This window comes from Thalassoglobus sp. JC818 (assembly GCF_040717535.1).
Lineage (GTDB): Bacteria > Planctomycetota > Planctomycetia > Planctomycetales > Planctomycetaceae > Thalassoglobus.
This window is the reverse complement of sequence record NZ_JBFEFI010000019.1, coordinates 1-21,537: the sequence shown is the minus strand read 5'-3', so window position 1 is coordinate 21,537 and position 21,537 is coordinate 1. Positions and strand designations below refer to the sequence as shown.

The window sequence follows — 21,537 nt, the reverse complement described above, 5'->3', positions numbered from 1 at the left end:
TCACTTATGGGGGACATCATCATCGGGTAACCAGCGGAGGTTGCGAAAGCGAGGCGGCGTGCCATTCCAGTTGCCTCCGAAAAGCTGCGAGTTGCCGGATTCACCGCGGCTTGGACGAAGGCGTTCGGACGGGCTGAGTGTCAGCGATAGTACCGAATTCCAGTCGGCAAGGGAGTCTCCGGAGAACTCGTGAAAATCGGATGCATTCAACACCAAGGTCTGCCACTGGTTGCCGCCAGCCAGTGCCTGCTCGGTGACATAGCCGTCGAGACGCACGACAATCTTGTTCGGCTCGGCACTCTTTACATCGAGCGAGAGTTTCGCGTTGGGCGGTGCCTTCCAGCGCTGGTCGTTCAGCTTGTAAGTCGTGCGTCCCCAATCTTCTGGACGATAAGTGAACCACTCTGTCTCCCAATCGCCCTCGAAACTCTCGATCATCAGAGACGGCTCAAGCGCTTGAATGGCACCTACTGCACGCAATTCAGCAGCCGGTACGAGGGTAACCACAGAAGATACATTGAATGTCTCGGCCGTGTAAGTTCGGTAGTAGTAGCCCGCGCCGGTCACGGGTTCATCAAGCGGATAGGTGACGTTCGCGTAAACCCATAATGGTTTGTCCGAACTACCCAGCGGCAGCTTGGCAGTCCACACACCGTTGGATTGTGTCGCGACCGCGTGATGCCAGAAGCGGTGCTTCGCGTTCTCGCGGTCTTCAGGCTGCGTCTCGACACCATGTTGAGTGTAGAAGACATGAACGCCTGTAACAGGCTTCGAGCGGTCCGGACGAACGGTCAATGTTGGCACGCCGTCGTCGGTTCGCAGGACGAGAGACGTTTCGGGCGTTTTCGGAATGACTAATGTTTCTTTGAGATGTTGATCAAACCACAGCAGCGTAGCGACTTCGTAAGGCGGCGTATCTTGATGGTTGTGATGAGGAGAACAGGTGACTCGCCAGTCCGGGCTGGCAATTTCGCGGACGGCGCTCGGAAGGTCTCCAAGGCGTCCGTGGAAGTCATTCGACGGACTGAGGAAAATGATCGGGCACGAAATCCGTTTCAGACTGATATCATCGCCTAGCGTTGCGCGGAATACTGCACTTTCGTTATAGCGGTCGCTAATGCCACCACACGACGGCGCTGCGGCTCTCACACGCTGGTCCGCGCCAGCCACAGCCACAGTCAGCTTGCCGCCCATCGAATGGCCATAGACACCGAGTCGGTTGGCATCGACTTCTGCTTGCTGTTCGAGAAAAGTCAGTGCTCGTCGCGCGGCGAGGGTGCAAAGGAACCAGCCGCTGTTGCGAGGCGATTCAATAGCATCGAGCGTCCACGTAGCAGCCTTGGCACTTGGAAATTGATTGCCTGTGTTGCGTCCCGGTGCGTGGTATCCGTCGACAGCTCCCCAGTCCGTAGTCATCCGGTAATCGGGATCGTCGGTCTTGCCGTCCCAAAATAGCTGCACTTCAGCGGGCGAAACGCGATAGTCCGGCGCGCTGATGCGACCGGCCCACGAGATCGATACGGTTGCGTACCCGCGTTTCGCGTTGGCGAGGCACGCTTTGTAGTCCGCGTATTGCCCGCCGCCATGAATCTGCAGCAGACCGGGCAGGTTCGTTTCGCCCTTCGGAAACCCGTACACTGCTGCGAGCATCGCCTGAGTGCCTTTGAACACACCAATCCGAAAGCGAACAACACGTAGTTCGACGCCATCCTCCTCCCACTCCTTGAGAATCTCGACCTCCAGCGGCTCGGCGCGGGGATCGAATCCGGCCCACATCTCTTCGTGCGTTTGCGGGGCGACGCCATCTTTCAGCGGAGCGAGGGTCTCGGATTGCGCCGACTGGTCGGCGGCATCCAGACGCACTGCCAGCTCACTGCTGGCAACCAACATGTTGGCAACCATGAAGACGATAGCTGGAATTTGCATTCTAATCATTGGCATGATTCTTCTCGTTAGTCTTCAATCCGGCCTTCGACCAGTCGATCGGTGTGAATCCTAACTTCAATGCCGGTGAATTGGGCCGGAGTCGAAAGTCGCCGTTGGGGGGATCAACAAAGAGGGGATCAACAGCCAAGCTGTGGGTGTCGATGCCGTCTCGTTGTTGTTTCTCCAGCATCTGATTGCCCAATTCGGGGTTGCCGACGCAAAAGTAGATGTTGTGATCGGTGTCGGCATCCTTCGAGCGGGCCAATGCGCGCCCACGGCGATCTTCAGACTGCCTGCGATTGCTGGGCGGCAATTCATTAATGAACGTCGTATCTCTTCCCGTAGAGTAAAAGATATTGCGCTTGACCACCGCTTCGTTCATTGGCCCTTCACGTAACGAGAGGTAATACCCGCGAGGTGGTGCGATAATGTCTGCGACAATGTTGTTCTCGCAGCGATTGTTCAGCTTCAGAATGATCCCTTGCGAGGTGCACTTGTAGATCAGATTTTCGGCGATGGTTGTATCCATCTGGCCGCCATCAGTACGAATTGCCGCCTGCATAATCATGGGCGCGACGAGGTGATGGATGTAGTTTCGACGGATGACGTTGCCCGTTCCAGCCCCGCGGATGTAGATTCCGTTTCCGTCCCCAAGCATTTCCATCGCATGATGGATCTCGTTGTATTCGATGACATTGTCGTGTGTGTGAAGATAGGGTCGAACGTCTTCCAATTGCGGTTGGTTAGGCAAGCCTGCAACCTCATGCCGCCTGATCGTCCTGCTGAGCTCGCGTCCTTGACGCCGGAAGAAATCGGTCATGCAACCAGAAAGGATGATTCCGGTGTAGGGCGTATGGTGCACCAGGTTGTTCGCAATGCGATTCTCGCCACTTTGCCAGATCATGATGCCAGGCGAGTGCGAATAAATCTGTCCGACATGATGGATTTGATTGTTAGTGACAAGATTCTTTCCACTGACGTCCTTCGTCCCTGGGCCATAGCCGCAAAGCAGGATGCCTGTCCCACCGATGTGCTCGATCAGGTTGCCAGACACCGTGTTCTTCTTGCCGTGTAAATCGATGCGAATCGCTCCGCCACCGCTGTGCGCGAACCGGCAACTTTCGATTCGACAATTCTCAGTCCCCCGCAGTCGAACAAGTGAACCCGCTTTGTCATATATTTCCCAGTCGTGTTGCAGACCGGCATCTTCGTCAGCGATCGTGTACCGCTCGCCGTGCATGAACGTCAGACCTCGAAAGCACAGATTTCGAACCGGCACGTCTTCCGTGCCTTCCTTGTCAATCGCTCCTTCAATGCGAATGAGCTCCATCAGCGTGGGCACCAATACTGGCGAGTCACTTCGCGGCCAGAGGTAAAGTTTCCCCTCTTTCGAATCCAATACCCATTCGCCCGGTTCGTCGAGTTCCTCCAAGATATTTTCGACCCAGCACGACGGCGTGTCTTTTAGGAAATGGAGTCGGTTCATCGCGTAGGTTGCGTCGATCGACGTGCGAGCGATCTGCCTTTGCTCATCGACAGATGCCAGCGGCAGGATGTTCACAATCCAAGCATGGTGCGGCCGAACAACGATTTCGACATCACCGAGATTTGGCCAGTTCCTCAAACGCCCCGCTGGATAGTGCAGCTCATTTCGACTTCCGCCGGTCAGTGGGATGAAGCCCTTCGACCGAGCTCGCGGGAGCATACCGTCGGCATCGAATACCACGTGAAACCGGCCGTTCACATTCGCTACTTGCACCTTGCCGACGGCTTCCTTCGGCAGGCCGGGCGGCAACTCAGGCAATGTCTTCCACGCTGAAACTTCTCGTGCGGAACTAAAGACGGGAGTCTCACCGGGATAGGCAGCATAAGTGATGGTCACTTCACTTGTCGGACTATCCTGTACCCCGAACACAACGGTGTTGTTCAGGCGGTATATTCCCCCGCGAACTAAAACGACGATGTCGCCAGAGCGATTCTTACCGGATTCCCGTACAGCATCACGCGCACGCTGGAGTGTCGCAAATGGCCCATCTGTTCGCTGACCATTTGGTTCCGATAGCGTACCCGACCAAGTGTCAGAACCTCTGGGCGACACATAAAAGTCGGCGGTTGTTTCCACTGCTGGGCACAGCTCCGTCGCAAGCAAAGCGCCGGCAAATTGGAGCGTGAAGACTAGTTGTGGGAGGAAATGTTTCGTCATCAGTCTGCCTTTGGGATGCTGGCAACGGCAATAGCGGCAAAAGTTGGCATGACATCCATGGTCGTGGCAACGAGATCGCAGACACTTTCGGCTGGCACCTTGCCCGGTGCCCAGAGAATCGCGGGGACGCGAACGCCACCTTCGAAGGTCGACACCTTGCCGCTCCTCAACGGTCCGGCCGATCCACCGTGATCACCCGGCACGTGTCCGTCGGCATGGCCTTTGTTCTTGATTAGCCGGGGACCTTTGTCGCTTGTGAAAAGAACATACGTGTTTTCCGCCAGATTCAGTTCGCTGAGCCTGTCCAGGATCCTGCCGACATTGAAGTCGATCTCTTCAATGATGCCGCCGTACAGACCTCGCTGGCTTTTCCCTTTGAACTCTGGCGACGCATCCAACCGTGTGTGCGGCATTGAATGCGGGATGTAAACGAAAAACGGCTGATCTTGATTCCCTCTTGTAAATGCAATGGCTTCATCAGTGTAACGCTGAGTCGGCGTCGCCATGTCTGTCGCCGGTTCGATCAATTCTTCGTTGCGTGTCACTTTGAACAGCCTCGGGGCGTGAGGGTTTGCAAGTCCAGCGGCGTAGCTGGTAACGACGATGTTTTCATTGGGCAGTATCTGGGCACCACTGGGATCTTGAAACTAGTCTCCCCGCAAATCGTCATTTGTTAGCGTCCAAGCGATCTTGCCGTCGTGGTCGAAGTCGACCACTCGGTTACCGTGTGTGCAGCAGACAAGAGTGTGTCCATCGTCATGTCGGATTGCCGTGGATGGCCGGGTGTGGTATTTGTCTTCGAAACGTTCTGCATTGACGCTATGACACTCGTAGTAGTGCTTCACCAGCAACGGCCGAACTTCTCGCTCAAAAAATTCCACTTGATCGGTTGTAGTTGCTTGGTCATCCGCTCGCGATGTTTGCGTTCGGAAACTGGCGACGCACAGTAGGCAAAGAATTAGGATTGGTGGAAAAACAGTCATTTCAGTCCCTCCTGAATAAACTGCGACATGGTGTGGGCAATCCCGAAGTCACCGCAATACAATTCTTCGCGTTTTCTCCTTCAACTTGTCGAGGTTGAAATACGACATGCCGTTAATGATTTGCGACATGCGAAATTACCTCTGACACGACGATCGTGCCATATAAAGTCAAATCTCCCCAGAAAGTCGCTTTGCTCGCCTAGACCTTTTACGCGGAATCGCTCCCTTCGCCAGGACGCGGAGCAATTGGTCACTACTCCATCAGGAAATGACAATTAACGCGATCTGTCCAATAAGCGCCCCTCCTCCGTCCAATGTTCGTCCCGATGCAGAGCAAGTCGGCTACCGAGCTGCCGAAATACTGGATGCCCTGATTAACGGAAATACGTTCAATGGGAAACCAGCGCCGGAGTCCGTCGAATTTGTCGTTCAAAAGGGTGTGGTTGAGCGTAAATCAACTCAGGTCATTGCGGCTGAAGACCGCGAGCTTGCTCGCGTTTGGCATTTCATCCGCCAGCACGCTTGCGACGGCATCAACGTAAACGACGTCGCTGACGATAGGTCCCTTTCACGCCGTCAACTCGAGCGCCGATTCAGAGCAATCACACCACAATGGGTGGCCACCTGAAGCCGTCGGCATTCTCAACTTCGCTTTCCTCCGCGTCGTACGCTTATAGACAAACGCCATTGGGCCAATGGTCATCGACTCCGTCGTGTTGGGGTAGAGCACAAGTGGGATGCCAATCTCCACTATGCGGGTTGCGGTCAAATTTAAGCTGCTTAGGATGATGCAGCCAACTGCACGAGGCTGACGATCGATCCTGTTCCGCCCTACCGCACAACCAATTTAGGGTGGTGCGTCCTCGCATGCCATCAAGTCATCCGAAGCCTTCATTGACTTCAGCAGGTGCCAACATGCCTCACGTCAACGTCAAGCTGTGGCCTGGAAAAACCGATCAGCAAAAGCAACAACTTGCAGACGCCATCACTGAAGATGTCATGAAAGTCCTGCACTATGGAGAGGAATCTGTCTCTGTTGCCTTTGAAGAAGTGAAGGCGAGTGAATGGTGCGAGATGGTCTTCACGCAAGACATTCGCAACAAACCGGACCAGCTCTATAAGCAGCCTGGATATGGCATTGACGATCTCTGACGAATAGCGTTTCATCACAACCGGATTCTGTCAGCCAGAACAAACCGAGCCCAGGTTAGGGAGGGTTTGGTTCGTCTCTTTTTGTTCACCATACGGATAGATACTTATGAAACGGACAGTGTTAGTATCGGGAGGAAATCGTGGGATCGGTTTAGCGATCGTTACCGCACTTGCCGAACAGGGAAACGCGGTGTGGCTCGGATCTCGCGAGTTGGCGGAAGGCGAACGTGTGGCCGCGTCGTTTGAGGAAAGCGGACTGGACGTGACCGCCGTGCAGTTGGATCTCGCGGATGCGTCGTCGATTGAATCAGCCGTGAATCGAGTGCAGGGTGCCGGGTATCCAATCAGCGCATTGGTCAACAATGCGGGTGTGTATCACGATCGACCTTTGCTAGAGCTGACCGATGCCGAGACTGCCGAATCGCTTTCCGTGCATCTGACCGGACCGATCCGGCTGATTCGAGCACTCGTCCCGGACATGACCAGTCGTGGCTACGGAAGAATCGTCAACGTCTCCTCGAGTTGGGGATCGTTCGCTGAAGGTTTGGGAGGACCGGGTGCCTACGGAGTCACCAAAGCGGCTCTGAACGCATTGACCGTTCGACTGGCAAACGAACTGCCGTCGACTATCAAGGTGAACTCCATGTGCCCAGGTTGGGTGCGAACACGCATGGGAGGTGGGGGAGCTACGAGAAGTCCTGAAGAGGGAGCAAAGACTGCCGTCTGGCTGGCTACTCTGCCAGACGACGGGCCGACCGGTGGCTTCTTTCGAGATGAGGAGCCGATCGAATGGTAGCTCTCAACCACATTTCCAGCGTACCCCATTGACCTCCCTGAGTGTCGGTTCAATGTCTGCAAAGGACGACTACGTGGAGGCTCACTGATTTCCGCAGACAGTCGCTTCTGCCTTCGCACGGAATCGGGAACGATCATCTGTTTGAACCCAATCGGGAACGATTCGTCGAACACGGTCGCTTCGAGCAGACGGACCGTGCACGTGAACCAGCCTGGCCCCACCCGGTGGTCGCCAATGGAAAGCTATCCGTTACGGATCAGGACTTACTGGTTAGCTATGACGTGACGAAGGAGTAAAGATGTGTCAATATTTGTTCATTCAAACTCAAATCGTAGCCTGATCCTGTGACGATGGGTCCAGACTGAAGTTTCGAATGACAAGGAGATCGTGGCGGCCATGCGTGTACTTTTCCTGTTGACGTTCATCGTGTGTTGTCAAAGAACACCGGTTTCCGCTCAGTCTAATCAAGATTCTGGAATTCAGGCTGATAGAAACCAAGAAGGCGCTCCACGGCTTCCCCGAGGCCGCTTTGGCGGCTCAATCGAGCTCGGTCCTGATGACCAACAACTCTATCCCGATCCACCGGAGACCATCACACAAAAGCGTGACGGGATTGCTCGTGGCAAACTTGAGATGATTGAGTATGAGTCGAAGACTGTCGGGACCACTCGTCGCATGAATGTGTACACCCCACCGGGTTACACTGCTGAGCGGGAATATCCGGTCCTTTACCTCCTGCACGGCATCGGAGGCGATGAAACGGAGTGGGAGCGGTTTGCCATGCCAGATGTGCTGCTCGATAACTTGATCGCGGACGGGAAAGCTGTCCCGATGGTCGTCGTGATGCCCAACGGACGTGCTCAGAAGAACGATCGAGCGGAAGGAAATGTGTTCGAATCTGCTCCGGCGTTTGCCGTCTTCGAACAGGATCTGCTGAACGATGTGATTCCAACTATTGAATCTCGGTACTCCGTTCACGATGACCGGGAGCATCGTGCCCTGGCCGGTTTGTCGATGGGTGGCGGTCAGTCCCTCAACTTTGGGATGAGCCATCTCGACAAGTTTGCATGGGTTGGCGGATTCTCATCTGCCCCAAACACGAAGACCCCGGAAGAGCTTGTTCCTGATCCCACCGCGACGAAAGAAAAGTTGAAATTGTTGTGGCTATCGTGCGGCCGGAAGGATGGGCTCATTCGCATCAGCCAGCGAATGCATCGCTATCTCAAGGACAATGATGTCCCGCACATCTGGAACGTCGATTCGCACGGTCACGACCCGACACATTGGCGGAATAACCTTTACCACTTCGCACAACTGGTGTTCCGCGAGAAGCATTGATTCGATTGTGCTTCACCAATTGACTTCTGCCGACAGAGTTCTAAGAGGGCGCCTTACGAAGAAGAATTCCTCGCAAAGTGACGACACTTAACAGAGCTGAGTGTTGTAGGAAAGTGCGAGTTTCGTTTTGACAACAAGAAGTTTGTCTGCAAGACCCGAGGCGTGAGTCTTGTTTGAAGGTCGAGGATGTGGAACTCGAAGACAATATTCCAATGAGGCTGCAGCCGACGTACCTGACGATGCATCGAGTAGCATTCTTTCGCTCTTACGATCCGACGTAACGGCCGATGTTTTTTTAAGTTGTCTTTGCCTTACGAGAATAACGGCACGACTCATGGTGAGCTCGCGTAGCGAATGGCAAGTGATCTGAACGTTGTGACAGCCAAGCTGAATGTGCCCGAGAAGTGTCGTTTACTGCACTGTGTATGTTATTCTGAAGATCGTCGAGCGCGACGTAGCCATCTCACCGGTGAGGGACTGCAGCGTGTTTCAAAGATGTCATGACTGGATTGTTCACGTTTCTGAAGACCAATAGACAGGAACGAGTTCAAAGAAAGCCATCGCAACAAGAACCAAGATTTCCCACCAGCATTGAGTCACCTATGAAGAAATTCCTGACCACGCTCGTTGCGATTTCACTCTTGATCAGCTTCGAAAAAAGCTTTGCGCAGCAGCGGCCTCGATTGACGTTCGAACAAGTCCTTCAACGTGAAGATGCCGACAATGATGGAAGGGTTACCGAAAGTGAGTTCAAAGGGCCGCGTCGGCTGTTCGAACGACTTGACCGCGACGGTGATATGGTTCTGACCAAGGACGACTTCACAGTCCAGCTAAATCGAAATAATCGACCACAAGCTGCAGGTGCCCCCCCAGAGGGTGTTGAAGTAATGCGAGATGTCGTTTTCGGCCAGGGTGGAGGCCGCGACTTAACAATGCACATCGTGGTACCGAAGGAGAGAGTGACGTCGCCAGCTCCGGTGTTTGTCTGGGTTCACGGTGGTGGTTGGAAAGGTGGCACAAAAGAGGGTGGTGTAGGGCAAGTGATTCCGCTCGTTCGTAAGGGGTTTGTCGGTGCGACGATCGAATACCGACTCACCGGCGAGGCTCCATTTCCAGCGCAGATCGAAGACTGCAAGTGTGCGATTCGATATCTCAGAGCGCATGCAGAGCAATACAACATTGATCCAGAACGAATCGCCGTGGGGGGAAGTTCTGCAGGTGGCCATCTGGTCGCGTTGATGGGAACTTCCGGAGACGTGCCGGAATTGGAGGGCGACGGCGGCTGGCCGAATGAATCCAGTCGCGTGCAAGCGGTCGTCGATCTCTATGGCCCGACAGACTTCAAGCAATTCGTCACCGCTAAAGGTTACGAGAAACACAATGACGACGGTTCCCCGGAGTCACTCTTGCTGGGCGGAGGCGAAGTGTTGCCGCAAACAGAGAAGATCCGACGCGTCAATCCAATCACTTACATCGACGAAAACGATCCTCCATTTTTGATTATTCATGGAACTAATGACCGCACGGTTCCCCTCAATCAAAGTGAAACGCTTCATGCCGCACTTCAAGGTGCCAACGTTCCGTCGAAACTGCATGTTATTGATGGCGCTGGACACGGCGGTCCAGGTTTTTCAGACCCGGCTGTCCAACAAATGAAGTTGGAATTTTTGTCACAGCTACTGGAAGTTGAAAAGGATCAAGACAACGAATCAGCTCAGTCGCGTAGTTCCAATCAGCGCGATAGTGGGACGCGGATGCGGGACCGAGAACCTGCTTGGAAAATGCCCGTTGTCGAAGGGACAAACCTCTATTATCACACGTTCCCGAGCACTACTGTTGGGGAAGACGTCAGCTATGTGATCTATTTGCCTCCGTCCTACGACGAACAACCTGAGAAGAAATTCCCGGTTGTTTACTGGTTGCACGGAATCGGTGGTTCTCAGCAGGGGCTTCCCGCCATGTCACAGAGAATGACCGAAGCCATTGAAGCAGAAAAGATGCAGGCGACAATCGTAGTCTACGTCAATGGCATGGTTCGCAGCAGTTTTGTCGATTCAAAAGATGGCCAGGTTCCAGTGGAAACTGTAGCGATCCAGGAACTCATTCCACATATCGATGCAAACTACCGCACTATCGCGACTCGAAATGGACGCATGATCGAAGGATTTTCGATGGGCGGAGCCGGAGCTGCTAAATGGGCATTTCGGCATCCAGAGTTGTTTGGCTCTCTTTCGATCATCGACGGTGCTCTACATAAAGATCCTCTGAGCGGACGACTCGCCAATTCGTTTCAGTCAATCTATGGTGGAGACATCGACTATTACAATGACCGCAATCCCTGGAAGCTGGCGGAGGCTCAGGATGACGATTTGAACGAGAAGTTATTGGTTCGAATCGTGACCCGTTCAGCAGGGCTCGGACGTGTCAATCGCGAGTACAAAGATCATCTTGAGCAACTTGGGTTCACCGTCGAGTTCGATGTGATCGAAAATGCTCCGCATTCGCCGAATCCGCTCTACGAAGGTCTGGGAGACAAAAACTGGGCGTTCTATTCTCAGGCGTTTTCCGGAATTCAGGCGAATAGTGCTGCAGAATCACAATCGCCTCGTGTCGAACGATCGCAGGCTGACAGGCAAAGAAACATCCCCGATGGAGTGACGCTTCTCTCGAACATTGCGTATCGCCCAGGCAATCCTGCTTGGAAACTTGATTTGGCAATGCCGGAAAGCTCTGAGCAGAAACTGCGGCCGGCCATTGTCTTTGTCCACGGCGGAGGTTGGCGCGGAGGCGACAAATCGCGTGGATACTTTCTGCAAGGTGCTCTTGAATATGCTCAGAAGGGCTATGTCTGCATTACAATCAATTATCGATTGACCGGCGAAGCTCCTTTCCCGGCGTGTCTCGAAGACTCGAAGTGCGCGGTTCGCTGGCTCCGTGCTCATGCAGACAAGTATGACGTCGATCCAAATCGAATCGGCGCCTACGGCAACTCAGCCGGAGCGCATCTCGTCTCCATGCTTGGGTTGACTGGAACAATTGATGATTTTGACGGAGAGGGTCCATGGCAAGAATTCTCCAGCGATGTTCAGGCCGTGTGTGCGTCTGCAACCCCAACAGACTTTATGAACTGGGGAAGACCCGGCGGAAAATTCCGAGGCGAATCAAGCTTACTTGTCGGACCAGACGAGTCACTCGATGAGAGAAAACGTCTCGCTTCACCAATCAGTCACGTTTTCGACGATGCTCCACCGTTTCTGCTAGTTCATGGGACGTCTGATCGAACGGTTCCATACTCACAGGGAGCTTCTTTCGCAGACGCGCTTAAGGAGGCTGGTGCCAAAGATGTTGAGTTGATCACCGTTGAAGGGGCAGGACACGGAGTCTTTCAGGACCAGTTCACAACGATCGGTCCTAAAATGGAAGCGTTTTTCAATCGGACACTGATGTCAAACGAAGCCAAATTCGAAGAGTGAAATCTCGAATCGTCATCAGAACACTTGAGTCCGCTCAGTACAAAAAAACTCGTGGATCTTCCACACGGCGAACATGCACGTCAAACTGCCACGGTCTCTCAAATCGTTGAACTTCCAAACATGTCCAAGAACCTTGTCAACTAAAACCGGTACCGCATAGGTGTCAATTGAAAACCAAGTCGGCAGACTGCGAAATCGGTTCTTTCGATAATCTCAAAAAGAAGTCCAACAAACCGCCCCGCAGCGTCCTCTTAGTGTTGTTCGTTCTACCATTTCACTCTTGGCAGCAAAGTTTGCGCAGGTCCTCAACTGAGTGAGTGTCGCATTTGCTGTTGATCGACAAAGAAGGTGTTCGAAGTGGCCTACTCGTTCAGAAGAGGAGCAGGCATTCGCCATCGATCGCAAATGCCCGGCCAAACCTCAATTCCGCAATTCTTTCGAGCGCGAGTCTTTACGAACTCGGTCTGAGACAGGGAGGAAACCTTCAATCTTCGTCGTGATAGCCTCGCCACATCCAGACGAGCGTGTCGGCCAGCGTCGCCTCAAAGACCTTCCCGTCGCAGTGCCTGGACGCCTTGCTGTAGACGAAGCGGTAGTCGTATCCCTTGGCTTTGAGAGCGGCAGCAGTACGTTCATTCGCCATGACCCAGTTGTGATAAGACGACTCAGGTCGTTGAGCACCGTTATCGAACTCGGAGACGTGGGTGAAGATGCGAAGCGGCTTTTTCTCGCTGTTTTCAATTAGCTTCAGGCTGGAGTGATACTCCCAAGCACCTAACGGATACTTCGCTTCTTCAGCTGCGTCATCGTCCTGTTGGTCGACAAAAGTGCCTGAATAAGTGATGAGGCGACGAAACAGGTCAGGTCGGAACCAGCCCATCGTCAATGCGGCAGCGCCACCAGAGCTGCACCCCATGACCCCACGTCCCCACGGATTCTCTGTAAAGGCAAGGTGTGGATAGGTGGCTTTGATCTGAGGATCATTAAGGACGGCCGGTAGAACTTCGTCGTTGATAAAGCGGGCAAACCGATCGGACATGGTGTCGTATTCAAGGCCACGCTGGCTGCCTTTGCTATCGCTTCCGCCATTTTCAACCGCAATCACGATCATCGCCGGAAGTCTTCGCTCTGGGGCGTTCGAGATCGTCAGATTGTCGAGCGCATTGCGAACCAACTCCAGACGACTCGGACCATCGAGTGTGACCAGGATTGGGGCTTCAGTGCCGTCCTCATACGCATCCGGGACATAGACGAACACCTTGCGTTGCTCACGGACCTTCTTGGACGGATCGAGTGTCGCATCATCCCCACGAAAGATCTTGCTGTCCGCCAGAGGCATCAGGAATTCAAACTGCTTACCTTTCGGATTGCCCAAATCGGTCAGCTCCGGAGCAATTGAGTAGTCCGGGCCAATGACGTGATCACCGTTCCCCTCGGTGCCGAAGCTCTTGGTGAAGTCGTCGTCTGCGACCAAGGTGCCAGCCAAGGCTCCATTCATCGCGATTGTGAAAGCTCCGAGGCAAATTGCCTGGTGAAGACAATGTGTGCTGATCATGCTGGTTCTTAACGGGTTGAAGAAAAACAAGATGAGAAATTCTTGAAGAAACGCTACCAAATCGACGAGTGCAGACAGTTTGCACAGAGCGATGCCGCGAACCATTTCGATCTTCGGGAGATGTCACTTGTGGTCCGCTTAAAGCATTTTCGGATTTTGTGTGCACGATCCCGCACGAGCAAGCACAACCTTTTAAGTTATGAAACAGTGCAAGCGAGTGCACAGGAAAGAGCAACTTGCTCTTCGAGTTCGCAGTACGTTTGAGTCGATTGCGTATTTCGTTAACGTGAGAAACGCTGACCATGTTGTGGTCTGCAATCCTCTTTAGATATTTGTGAATCGACCGGTGGAATCTCCGAATCGATCAACATTCATCACGCCCATCCGGTCGGCCAGCGACAGAAACAGGTTGGACATCGGTTGTGACCCCGCGTCCACAACTCGGCCACTATTTAAGCTGCCCCCACCGCTGCCAGCGAGAATCAACGGAAGATTATCGTGGGTATGCCGGTTCGCGTCGGAAATGCCACTGCCATAGACAATCATGCTGTTATCGAGCAGTGTTCGGTCGTCCGAGTCCTTCAGCGTTTTCAGCCTCTCGAGGAACTTCGCCAACCGACTCATGTAGAAGACATCAATCTTCGCTACTCGCTCGCGGGCATATTGCTCTTCCTGTTGGTGAGTCAGGTGGTGATGCCCTTCCTGGATCCCAAGTTCTGGAAAACTGCGGTTCGATCCATCGTGTGCCAACATCAATGTAGCAACGCGCGTGGTGTCCGTCTGGAACGCTAGCACGAGCAATTCGAACATGACGTCGATGTGTTCGGCATAATCCTGAGGAACCTCGTCTGGCACTGATTGCTCGGCCAAACGAAAGTCGTCCAGCTTGTCTGTTGGAAATGTTTCCATTCGTTCGATGCGTTGTTCAATCTCTCGAATCCCACTCATGTATTCTTCGACCTTCCGGTGACCGCTCGAGCCGAGCTGCTTTTTCAGCTGCTTTGCATCATCCATCACGAAGTCGAGAATGGATCGCTGCTGTTGCCGACGCTCGAGCTGTCGTCGATGAGTCTGCGGATCCTGATCGCCGAACAGTCGCTCAAAGACGTTTCTGGGATTCGGCTCCGGTGTCATTGGTGTCACTGGAGTCCGCCAGGAAATGTTGTACTGATAGGCACACGAGTATCCAGAATCACACTTCCCAGATTTGCGGATTGAATCGCAAGTCAGTTCCAACGACGAGAACTTGGTCCGATGTCCTACGCTTTGTGCGATTAGCTGGTCGATTGACTGACCGACTTGAATGTTGGAACTGGAAGTCTTCCTCGCTCTCAATCCCGTTAAGAACGTTGCGTTGGCGCGCGCATGATCGCCCGCTCCATCGGGTCCGGCTTCGGCGTGCTGGTGGTCCAGCCCCGTAATAACCTGGATCTGATCACGTACAGCTTCCAGAGGCTTCATCGTCGAGCTCAATTCGAATGCGCTGCCACTTCCTGTCGGAAACCAGTGGTCCTGTTGAGCTCCGTTTGGGACATAAATGAAAGCTGCTCTGGTCGGGGCGGCAAGAGGTTTGCTTGCCGCTACGAGTTGTGAGGACCGCAGCCCCTCCAATGCCGGAAGCGCAATGGAAACCCCAATCCCTTTGAGAAACATACGACGCTGATGATTGACATGGTGCTTCATGAGAATCCTCTTGTTGACGATGGCGGGGTTAAGTGTTTGGGACAACAGGCCAGTCACCTGCGTGCGAACTGCTTCAGTACTGACAGAAGTTAACGTCGCGTGATGTTACCAACTGGTCGTCGAATCCGTTGGAACGCCGACGAATTGACAACACCCATAATGAGTGCTTGCGCATTCCCTTCCTGCTCTTCCAGGTGCAGTATTATCTCTTCCAACGCGACCTCGTCGCCAAAATCGAGGCTTCGCCCGATTGCATACGACAACGTTCGTTCTGCCAGACAGCGGTAAAAGTCGTTGCGGCGCGGACCTGCGAGGACTTTTTTCAATTCCGTAACATTCTCGAAGGATTCGCCCGAGATCAGTCTCCCTGCCGGTTGAATTGACTCTCCGTTTTCGTTGTCTCGCCAGGTTCCGATGGCGGTGAAGTTCTCAAACGCCAATCCGAGGGGATCGAATCTGGCATGACACGAACGACACAATGCTTCGCTGCGATGGATCTCCAGCAACTGTCGGAGAGTGGGGTTGGAAAGTTCACTCTCGCCAGCCGATTCTTCTAACTCTGGGACATTGGCCGGCGCAGGCGGTGCTGGAGTGCCCAGAATATTGTCGAGGATAAACAGCCCTCTCTTAACTGGGGACGTCCGTGTCGGGTTAGACGTAACCACTAGAAACGTCCCCTGAGTCAAGACTCCCCCCAGAGGACTCTCGGGAGGTAGCTGGACTCGGCGAATTTGATTTCCTTCAATTTTGGGAACTCCATAATGTTTGGCAAGCCGCTCATTTAAGAAGGCATAGTCTGCGGCAATGAGTTCGACCAGCGACCGATTGCCGCGGAGAACATACGAGAAATGTCGCTCCGTTTCATCGGCCATGTCACGGCGAACGTCTCCATTCAGACGGTCCCTAAGTTCTCGGATCTCGCGATAGCGTCGATACGCCGCTCGGTGTCCGACTGATGCATCTTCCGGTGGTTCACGCCGTCCACTCGCTGTCGATTCCAGATAGTCTCTGAGCTGTTCGTATTCGGCGCGAACTCCGAGAGCTACTAAAGGGTCGATGGGGACACTTTCAACATCGCGTGTCTGCAGCCATTGTCCGACAAAGTTCTTGATGAACCGTTCTGAGCGGTCATCTCGCAACATCCGATTAACTTGGTGGGCCAGGTTTTCTCGGAGTGCACCGCGCTCGGCCAACTGCATTAACTGGTCGTCAGGCATCGTGGACCAGAGGAAGTACGATAGCCGCGAAGCGAGTGAGAACTCGTCGACTTCAGGATATGTCTCCGCATCATAGGTTCGTGCGTGCTCGACACGAAACAGAAAACGCGGTGAAGCAAGCACAGCTGTCATCGCTCGTCCGATTCGTTGCTCAAATGAGAGCGAACTTGAAGACTCAGCGTCTTTCGCCGGCGCGTCGAGTTCGGCCACGTCGATCAAGCGATGCAAATGACTTTCTTCAACAGGACGACGGTAGGCACGTCGACAGAAACGCCGGAGCACGTCGGTCGCATACTGGAGTCGTTCAGCGTCATCGCTCGGCGGAGCGTCCAAATGAAAGAAGCGATCATATCCGTCTGGCTTTTTCCAGTACGATCGGTCCAGCGGACCTTCGATCCGAACGGTCGGAAGTTTCAACCGGACTGACGTCCCGTCGTTCGCCAGATCATCGGTGCCCGCCTCATTCGACTCGACAGGGTTCAATGTGAACTGGATCAAATGCGATCCCTGATTGAGCTGGCGCTCGACGGATACCGTCTCGACGAAATTGTTGGTCCATCCGTACTCGTGATCGTGTAGAACCTCGCCATCCAGGGATACCTGAACCACACTTCTCGCAGGATTGAAGTTGAAGCTGCCATTAATCTCAACCGGAATCAAGATCCGGTACTCTGCATCGTCAGAGATTTCGAAAGTTGCGATAGCGATCGCCGCTTCGTCGAACACAAGACGCTGAGCAGGAGCATCGATGTCTGTTGTGAATGCCGCTGCGTCAACGAGTTGGACAGGAACTTCAAGCGAAGTTTTTGGCACTGCACGGTCGACGATGTCGCGCGCTGCGTCAATGTACTTCTCGGCGAGTAGTGGTGAGATCGACAACGCATCGGCGTTGTTGTCGAAACCGTCTCCAGAGTCGTCGGGAGGGAATTCAACAGACGTGTCGAACTCGATGCCCATCAGATCGCGGATTGTGTTCCGGTATTCCTGCCGATTCAGCCGGCGCAACGTGCCGGGGCCCGGGTCGGCCGCATCTCGGTCGAGAGAGAACACACGATTGATGATCCAATCAGAGAGGACATGCTTTTCAGAGTCACTTGGCTGATCTTCACCATCGGGCGGCATCACGTCCGAACGAACGTTCTTGAGAACTGACCACCAGCTCATCACGTCCATCGCCACCGATGATCCCGATGACAACTCGTCAAAAGACAGATTCCCTTCTGACGCACCATATCCATGGCAACCGAAACAGTACTTCTCCAGAATCGGGAGTACGTCGCGCCGATACTGGTCATTCACTGACTTCGTCGCGTCGGAAGTTGTGTTGTCGGCAAGCGAGTTCTTGTTATCGCCAAGCACGTTGCTCACTGCAAGTAGGTGGCAAACCATGGTGAAAGCAAAGACCATGCTGACTGTCGATTGCAGCGACGAACGGTGTCCCATTTCCCAACCTGCCATCAGAAAAACGTGAGTCATGACAACTTATCTCGCAATTTCATTGCGAGCATAAGAATCAGGCAGAGCGAACTCTACTGGTCGTCGGCATCATGAAGTATCCCAGAACCCGTTCTGTACGATTTTGAAGTGCCGTGCCTTAAGCCACCTCACCGACGAGAATACATGAATCGTTCGCGAGGATGTACTCAAACACGTTTCGGCCGCGGAGCCTAGGTTTCACTTCTGCTTCTCACTTGTCTGAGTGACGCGTTCCGAACTCAAGATCTTACAGTTGCTAAGGTACTCAGGGTAGCAGCAGACAGCTATGAAGATCAACATGCCGGAACAGGAGATCAGCCCACCGCGGGCATTCAACTAAACGAAGTTCCTCCAATTGAAGGCCGTCGTTTCGAGTTCGGAAATATGTGATTGGGAGCGATTGGAATCTCGTGAAACTACGTTGCACGAGATCACGTGACGCTGTACGGGATAGAAGCCTGAAGCGTTTTTATCACAGAGTTTTCAAAGGTGATGTAGTTCTGCTGGCGTACGGCTGGAAAACGCTCGTTTTCTGCATCACCAAACGTGTCGCATCGCGACACATCGCTCTATAAATCTCAGACTTACTCTAATCGATCGTCGGACGCTGAAGGCTGACCATGAGCCGCGCTGAACGGAAGGCATCATCAGATACATCGCGCACTCGAAGTCAGGCAACACACAGTTGCGATACGGTCGATGAACTGGTCAACAAGGACGAGCGTCTCCTGCTGAAGGTGATTCAGACGATTTCGACGAGCTCAATGTCGAATTCGAGTGGTTTCCCGGCGAGAGGGTGGTTGCCGTCTATTGTGATCGAATCGTCAGTCACCTCAGTGACCGAAACTCTGATGACCTGACCAGCCTCGTTCAGTGACTGCAACTGCATTCCCACCGCGGGCGTGATCTCATCAGGGAGTTTGCTCTTCGGCACATCTTGAATGAGCTTGTCGTTCCGAGGCCCGTAAGCTTCGTCTGGGGGGATTGTGACCGACTTCTTATCACCCACAGACATTCCTTCTACGGCCTTGTCAAAACCGGGTATAACTTGGCCACCCCCTAGAGTGAACTCCAACGGATCGCGTCCCTCAGAACTGTCGAACTGCGTTCCGTCTTCAAGTTTACCATCATAGTGAATGCGAACTGTATCGCCGGATCTTGCTGCGCTCATGTGCTGGCTCCATTGAATTTGGTTGTCGCATCGCGATCAAACGTGCCCACAGAACGGCGAGTGCGGATGGGAGAGACTGATTGACATGGCGTTATGCCAAAGTCTCAAGAGTATTGGCCCGCCCTCATGATACCAGATCGACCACCCGATCACATCACACTGTCCATCCAAGTAGCCATTCGCCACAACATTCCAACACTCAAACCAATTTACATCGGTCGAACGTCGCTCAATTGATGGCTGACCGCTGTCAATTCGACTGTAGGCCTCATGCAGCTATCAGGATGTCAGAAAGTCGTTGTGCTTCAAAGAAAACAAGCAGGGACTAAAGTCGAGCTAGAAGTTCTGATTTCTTGGAAGCAAACTCGTCGTCCGTGAGGAATCCCTTTTCCTTGAGCTCTCCCAGGCGAGCGATCGCGTCCAAGATGCCATGCTCGTCTGCATGCCCTCTCGGAGGAGATGTAGACGTCCCCGTCGTGCTCGTCGAGGCGGAGTTAGGTTGAACGGGAGTCACCTGAACGGGCTGACCATTTCGTGAAGTGACGGGCAAGCTCGAAAGATCAACGTTGCCATACTGGCTGCTGAATGTGATTGAACTGCCGCCCGACTGTTGTTGTGAAAATCCCCCGATCTGATGGTCTAAAGTGTCATAGATCCAAACATCGCTTCCTGTCTTTACAGCTAATCGATGTATGTTGGAGAAATAGGCGTAGCTTGTGTTGTTCTGAGAGCCAGTTGAATTCGGAGTTCCCAGATCTTTGGGCCACCAATGTTCGTCGGGGTTTGGCACAAACAGACTCGATGCTCCCCTTGGAGCACCACTCGCCTGATTCTGCTGACCTGTTCCACCTTGACTCTGCGACTGAAAGCTGCCCGATTGCAATAAGCCAGGTTGATTCGACAGGATGTTCGAAATCTCATTGCATAACGCGTCAACATTTCCTTTCAAGGTGTGATTGAACATATCACCGAGCATCAGCATACCGCCCCGCATCCACTGGCCGGAACCAGCAAATTCAGGATGATTAAACTGGGCCATCGACCCATTCCCGTTAAGTACGGCAAGCATCATGTGAGTCACGGCATCTGGGCTGAAGCCGTACCGCTGTGCGAGATCATTGACAATTCGATCTCCTTCTTGGGTCAATTGGTTCATCATTCGCTTCCCACTAACATTGCTTTCAAAGTTGTTTGCGAGCGATCGTGTTTCCGGCAGTTTTGATTCCGGTTCCCAAATTTGTCACGGGACGTTTGTTTGGTGAAATGCGTTCGTCACTAGCGGAGAAAACGCAGGTGCACCCGAGTCCCAGACTCTCTCGGTGAAAATTATTGTTCAAGGTCGCACAAGGTGCTCAACATCCTTCAACTGTCCACTGAGCATAGCAGGAGTCCCATTTTGTGAGCGTCGAAAACGAGCGTCGAAGCTGTCGAATTCGAGAATTTGAAGTCTGTATCCAAGATTCGAATGTTTTCTCGGGACAATCATTCAGGAATTGTTACAAATGATGATTCTCGTCGAATACTTTTGATTGGTCTGAACCACAAACATCACATAAAGGCGTCTCGATGTGGGTCCATTGTTCATGCTCACTTGAGTTCAATATTGAGGTGGAGACACCATTTCTCCTCATGCTGCGTCCGCGTAGCGGAATGCAACAATGGGTTGCTCGAGAACAGTATGCGTTGGTGCCGAGTGTGCCCGCCGTCGAGTTTACAGATCCGTTTGGGAACCTCTGTCAGCGACTGGTCGGTCCCGCTGGCAACTTTTCCATTCGCACGTCGGCTGATATTCAAGCCGCCGACGCTGCCGACGCATCCCCGGGAGCCCCGTTTGTGCCCGTGCAGAACCTCCCAGAGGAAACTGTACCGTTTCTGTTGCCAAGCCGTTATTGCGAATCGGATCGATTCACCGAAATGGCAGCTTCAGTCGTGGCGGGTTTTGCACCTGGCTACGACCAATGTTCGGCAATCGTCGACTACATTCGCAGCACTATCAAGTACGTTCCGGGGAGCGGACAGCAGATTATTAGCGCGACGGAAGTGAACCAGCGTTCCGAAGCGGTCTGTCGAGACATGGCACACCTCGGAATTGCTCTATGTCGAGCGCTCTCAATTCCGGCTCGGCTCGTCGTTGGTTACTTGGAGACATTGAGGCCCATGGATCTGCACGCTTGGTTCGAGGCATATGTCGGTGGCCGCTGGTATACGTTCGATCCCACACAAGGGGATCTACAGGGTGCACGCGTCGCGATAGCATATGGTCGTGATGCGACGGATGTAGCTGTGTATACGCAATTCGGCACACCAGTTGAATTGATCCAAATGACAGTCGGAGTTGATCGGCTATCATCGCCGCCTGTTTAAAGATTGCCCGACGAATTGAAGTCTTGGGTCCTTCACACCACCGAAGATCGGGAGAAGGAACAAGATTCTAAGATTGCGTCAACCTCCTCAGCTCTTGTTCGACGGCAACTGGCGACAATGAAATGAGCTCTGAGTTTGTCCGGTCTGCTGCACTCTGAAGTAGGTATTGCGACTCAATTATCTTTGGTACTAGAGGCCGT

The 21,537-nt window shown here is 53.3% G+C and carries 15 protein-coding genes; 6 read left to right on the top strand and 9 right to left on the bottom strand.

Going from position 1 to position 21,537, the window contains the following annotated elements:
• From AB1L42_RS23340 to AB1L42_RS23325, 4 genes are all read right to left on the bottom strand, one after another.
• Positions 1–1,890: an acetylxylan esterase gene (locus tag AB1L42_RS23340; protein WP_367062489.1), complete on the bottom strand. Its 1,890-nt coding sequence runs from the start codon at positions 1,888–1,890 to the stop codon at positions 1–3.
• 37 nt (positions 1,891–1,927) lie between these two features.
• Positions 1,928–4,129 carry a right-handed parallel beta-helix repeat-containing protein gene (locus AB1L42_RS23335; protein ID WP_367062462.1) on the bottom strand — a complete coding sequence of 734 codons (2,202 nt, stop codon included), beginning with the start codon at positions 4,127–4,129 and terminating at the stop codon, positions 1,928–1,930.
• The gene (locus tag AB1L42_RS23330) at positions 4,129–4,674 is read right to left on the bottom strand and encodes a sulfatase-like hydrolase/transferase (protein WP_367062459.1); all 546 of its coding nucleotides are present in this window, start codon (positions 4,672–4,674) and stop codon (positions 4,129–4,131) included. Before AB1L42_RS23330 ends, AB1L42_RS23335 begins: the two co-directional genes overlap by 1 nt.
• 102 nt (positions 4,675–4,776) lie before the next feature.
• On the bottom strand, positions 4,777–5,112 hold the full coding sequence (locus AB1L42_RS23325; RefSeq protein WP_367062456.1) for a hypothetical protein: 336 nt from the start codon (positions 5,110–5,112) through the stop codon (positions 4,777–4,779).
• A gap of 268 nt (positions 5,113–5,380) precedes the next feature.
• On the opposite strand from AB1L42_RS23325, the gene AB1L42_RS23320 reads away from it, so the two are divergent.
• The 5 genes from AB1L42_RS23320 to AB1L42_RS23300 all read left to right on the top strand — a co-directional run bounded on the left by AB1L42_RS23320 (position 5,381) and on the right by AB1L42_RS23300 (position 11,871).
• Positions 5,381–5,740: a substrate-binding domain-containing protein gene (locus tag AB1L42_RS23320; protein WP_367062453.1), complete on the top strand. Its 360-nt coding sequence runs from the start codon at positions 5,381–5,383 to the stop codon at positions 5,738–5,740.
• Positions 5,741–6,027: 287 nt separating this feature from the next.
• Positions 6,028–6,264, top strand: coding sequence for a tautomerase family protein (locus AB1L42_RS23315; RefSeq protein ID WP_367062450.1), 237 nt, complete (start codon positions 6,028–6,030; stop codon positions 6,262–6,264).
• Positions 6,265–6,370: 106 nt separating this feature from the next.
• Positions 6,371–7,060, top strand: a complete 690-nt coding sequence (locus tag AB1L42_RS23310) for an SDR family NAD(P)-dependent oxidoreductase (RefSeq protein ID WP_367062447.1) — start codon at positions 6,371–6,373, stop codon at positions 7,058–7,060.
• A 396-nt stretch (positions 7,061–7,456) separates the two neighbouring features.
• Entirely contained in the window at positions 7,457–8,398 is a 942-nt protein-coding gene (locus AB1L42_RS23305; RefSeq protein ID WP_367062443.1) for an alpha/beta hydrolase-fold protein, read from the top strand.
• 602 nt (positions 8,399–9,000) lie between these two features.
• Entirely contained in the window at positions 9,001–11,871 is a 2,871-nt protein-coding gene (locus tag AB1L42_RS23300) for an alpha/beta fold hydrolase (RefSeq protein ID WP_367062440.1), read from the top strand.
• Positions 11,872–12,355: 484 nt separating this feature from the next.
• Here AB1L42_RS23300 and AB1L42_RS23295 read toward each other — a convergent pair whose 3' ends face one another.
• The 5 genes from AB1L42_RS23295 to AB1L42_RS23275 form a co-directional block, all read right to left on the bottom strand.
• Entirely contained in the window at positions 12,356–13,426 is a 1,071-nt protein-coding gene (locus AB1L42_RS23295) for an alpha/beta hydrolase-fold protein (protein WP_367062437.1), read from the bottom strand.
• A gap of 324 nt (positions 13,427–13,750) precedes the next feature.
• On the bottom strand, positions 13,751–15,109 hold the full coding sequence (locus tag AB1L42_RS23290) for a DUF1552 domain-containing protein (RefSeq protein WP_367062434.1): 1,359 nt from the start codon (positions 15,107–15,109) through the stop codon (positions 13,751–13,753).
• Between the two features lie 89 nt (positions 15,110–15,198).
• Positions 15,199–17,802, bottom strand: a complete 2,604-nt coding sequence (locus tag AB1L42_RS23285) for a DUF1592 domain-containing protein (protein ID WP_367062431.1) — start codon at positions 17,800–17,802, stop codon at positions 15,199–15,201.
• Between the two features lie 742 nt (positions 17,803–18,544).
• Positions 18,545–18,973, bottom strand: coding sequence for a peptidylprolyl isomerase (locus AB1L42_RS23280; RefSeq protein ID WP_367062428.1), 429 nt, complete (start codon positions 18,971–18,973; stop codon positions 18,545–18,547).
• A 325-nt stretch (positions 18,974–19,298) separates the two neighbouring features.
• Positions 19,299–20,129, bottom strand: coding sequence for an SHOCT domain-containing protein (locus tag AB1L42_RS23275; protein ID WP_367062486.1), 831 nt, complete (start codon positions 20,127–20,129; stop codon positions 19,299–19,301).
• 410 nt (positions 20,130–20,539) lie between these two features.
• On the opposite strand from AB1L42_RS23275, the gene AB1L42_RS23270 reads away from it, so the two are divergent.
• The gene (locus tag AB1L42_RS23270) at positions 20,540–21,337 is read left to right on the top strand and encodes a transglutaminase family protein (RefSeq protein WP_367062425.1); all 798 of its coding nucleotides are present in this window, start codon (positions 20,540–20,542) and stop codon (positions 21,335–21,337) included.
• Positions 21,338–21,537: the final 200 nt, after the last annotated feature.